The organism is Stenomitos rutilans, from assembly GCF_059505485.1.
Genome location: NZ_JCACKR010000056.1, coordinates 1 through 3,508 on the forward strand (window position 1 = coordinate 1; position 3,508 = coordinate 3,508).

A 3,508-nucleotide genomic window follows, 5' to 3' on the forward strand; every position below is an offset into this window, starting at 1 on the left:
CGGGTCGGAGACCCATTCGTGCAATTTGGTATCACGATAGGTGTCAAACGCTTGCAGTATAAAGCTCCAGCGCTCAAGCATAAGATCAACGTGAACCGTTTTGGCGGTGTGTGGATCAACAAGGGCAGCGGCGAGCGCGTTGAGGCAGAGCGTGATTGATAACTTCAACTCATCGTTTGTTTGGCTGCCAATCACTGCGGGGTGGGCAGAAGTGCCACGGTAAGATCGGACTTCTAAGACCTTCAAACCCGTGAGATTACGCTTGTAGTACGGGTTTTTGAAGGTCGCCCAGTCCAAAACTAGTCCAACGCACTTGTAGTATGTTTTTCCCACTTTCAGTAGAACTTATCAATGGTTGTCTGCTACCCTCCAACTTGCTTGTTTGCAAGAATGTGAGGAGAGGACATGCCCAGTAGCCAAGAGACCGCCTACCCCCGGTTCAAAAGTACCTTGAGTCCGAAAGAATTGACTGCCATCTACACACCGACCCCAGAAGAACTAGACTTTGCAAAACAAGTCACGACGGCGAGCCATGCGACGCGGCTGGGCTTTGTGATCTTATTGAAAACCTTTCAGCGGTTGGGTTATGCCGTGTCTACGCGGGAAGTTCCTCCCAGTATTGTGCAGCATCTTGCCGCTGTGACCCAGTTGCACGTCTCGAAGCGAACCCTAGAGCAGTACGATGCCTCTGCCACACGTAAGCGACATTTGCAATTGATACGGGACTACTTACAGTTGCAGCCCTATAACGTCACGGCAGTCACCGTGATGCAAGAGGCGCTGGGCAAAGCAGCCCTGACCAAACAGGATTTAGCCGACCTGATCAACGTGGCAATCGAGGAGTTAGTGCGACAACGGTTTGAATTGCCTGCCTTTAGCACCTTCCAACGGATGGCTTCTCAAGTCCGTGCCCGTGTCACGACCACCTTTTACGAACAGGTCAAGGACCAGCTCAAGCCACCAGAACGAGAGCAGCTTGATGCACTCTTGAGGCTGGATGCTGAAGCCGCAACAACGACCTGGCATGACCTCAAGCAAGATCCGGGTAGACCGACCCACACTCAACTGAAACGCTGGCTGGAGCGGCTCCAGCAACTGAGCCAATGGCAGTGGGGCAAAACCGCCCTGCTCAAGCTGCCTGCGGTCAAGATCAAGCATTGTGCCGAAGAAGCCCTCACGCTGGATGCACATCAGATGAAACGGCTGGAGCCAGCTAAACGTTATACCCTGGCTGTGGCACTGTTGAGTGTGCAATATGCCCGCACTCTCGACGATCTAGCCGAGCTGTTCGTCAAGCAGATGCAGCAGATGCATCACAAGGGAAAGCTGTCCTTGGCAAACTATCGGGTGGAAACGCAAGCGCGCACTGATGACTTAATCCATACCTTACGAGACCTTGTGCTGGCTTTCCAGAAAGAGGGAGAGATCCCTGAACGTTTTGCTGCCATTGAGACGGTTATCGGTGAGCGGAGTGAGACCTTGATACAGCAGTGTGATGCCCACCTCGCTCATACCGGCAATAATTACTTTTCTCTGCTTCAGACTTTCTACAAAAGTCATCGAGCGAACCTCTTTCAACTGATCAAGGTGCTTCCTTTACGCTCCAGCACTCAGGATGTCACACTGGTCGAAGCTACGCAGTTTTTATTAGAGCACCGCAACAGCCGACAGACTGCCTTACCAGTGGTCATGGTTGAAAATCGCGGCACGGAGACAGAGGTGCGGCAGCAACGGCTTGACCTGAGTTGGATTCCACCGAAGTGGTGGACGTTAGTGACCGGGCAGCGGGCTCGGACTCCCCATCCTGAGACGGTTCACCGCCGTCATTTTGAAGTCTGCGTCTTTTCCCACATTTTACTGGAGCTCAAAGCGGGAGATCTCTACATTGAAGGGAGTGATGACTATGGCAACTACTACAGCCAGTTAATCTCCTGGGAGGAATATCACGCCGCTTTGCCAGAGTATGGGCAACAAGTGGAGTTGCCCACCGAACCAAAAGCCTTGGTGTCCCATGTGCAGCAGTGGCTAGCAACCTGTGCTACGACCTTTGATAAGGCTTTCCCCAACAATGCTGATGTCGATTATGAACGGGATCGCTTGGTCATTCGCAAACCGAAAGCAAAGGTGGTTGCTGGCTCTGCGCCCTTGAAAGCGCAAATTGCCCAACGCCTTCGGCCCATTAACTTGCTCGATAGTTTGATTGATACCGAACTCTGGCTCAACTGGACGCGCTTTTTCAAACCGAAGTCGGGCTACGATGCCAAACTCGACCAACCGATCGCTCGTTATCTGGCGACCACCTTTTGCTATGGCTGTAACTTGGGACCCTCCCAAGCCGCTCGATCACTCAAGGGCTTCGATCGCTGGCAGGTCTCTCACGTGCATCATCGGCACATTGATCCTGACAAGTTGCAAGCTTCCATCACCGACATCATCAATGCTTATAACCGCTTTGCACTGCCCAAATACTGGGGCGGTGGCAAGCACGCATCCGTTGACGGGACCAAGTGGGATATTTACGAGAACAACCTGCTGGCTGAGTACCACATTCGGTATGGGGGCTACGGCGGCATTGGCTACTACCACGTCTCGGATACTTACATTGCGTTGTTCAGCCATTTCATCCCGTGTGGCGTTTGGGAAGCGGTCTATATCCTCGATGGCTTGCTGCAGAACCAAGCTGAGATTCAACCAGACACCATTCATGGCGACACACAAGCTCAAAGCGCTACGGTTTTCGCCTTGGCTTACTTGCTCGGCATTACGCTGATGCCGCGTATCCGCAACTGGAAAGATTTGACGTTCTTCCGTCCCAGCCAGTCCAGTCGTTATCAACATGTGGATGCCCTCTTCAGTGAGACTGTGGATTGGGCTATGATTGAAACCTATCTCCCGGATCTGTTGCGGGTGGCATTGTCGGTTAAAGCGGGTAGGATTCAAGCTTCAACGGTCTTACGTAAGCTGGGCACGAACAGTACCAAGAATAAACTCTATCAAGCCTTCCACAGCCTGGGCTGTGCCGTCCGAACCGGCTTTCTCCTCCAATATCTCAACGATGCACAGTTACGCGCGACGATCCAAGCGGCAACAAACAAAAGCGAATCGTTCAATCACTTCGTGCAGTGGTTATCGTTTGGCGGTGAGGGTGTCATCAGCACCAATAATCGGGAAGAACAGCGCAAGCTAATTCGCTATAACCACCTGATCGCCAACTGCTTAATTTTCTACAACGTCGTTGAGATCAGTCGCATTCTGCAAGAACTCACGGTCGAAGGCTACCCACTGGAAGCTGAAGCCATCGCCACCCTCAGTCCTTACTGGACGCAGCATGTCAACCGCTTTGGCTTCTATGACCTTGACCTCAACCGTCGTCCCAAGCCCTTAGATTACGATCACCCAGTCATACCAAAGCTCGAACAGAACAAAAATACTATACCCTGAAACTCCCTTCTGGAAAGCCTTTTAAGCCAGTCGTGATACCAAATTGCACGAATGGGTCTCCGACCCG

The 3,508-nt window shown here is 52.2% G+C and carries 2 protein-coding genes; one reads left to right on the plus strand and one right to left on the minus strand.

Features of this window, described 5'->3' with window-relative positions; genetic code table 11:
- Positions 1-195: hypothetical protein (locus AC5JLP_RS09485; protein ID WP_496067689.1), on the minus strand; the 195-nt coding region annotated here is incomplete at its 3' end.
- A 210-nt stretch (positions 196-405) separates the two neighbouring features.
- On the opposite strand from AC5JLP_RS09485, the gene AC5JLP_RS09490 reads away from it, so the two are divergent.
- Positions 406-3,441 (plus strand): Tn3 family transposase, encoded by a 3,036-nt coding sequence (locus tag AC5JLP_RS09490; protein WP_496067690.1) that lies wholly within the window; start codon positions 406-408, stop codon positions 3,439-3,441.
- Positions 3,442-3,508: the final 67 nt, after the last annotated feature.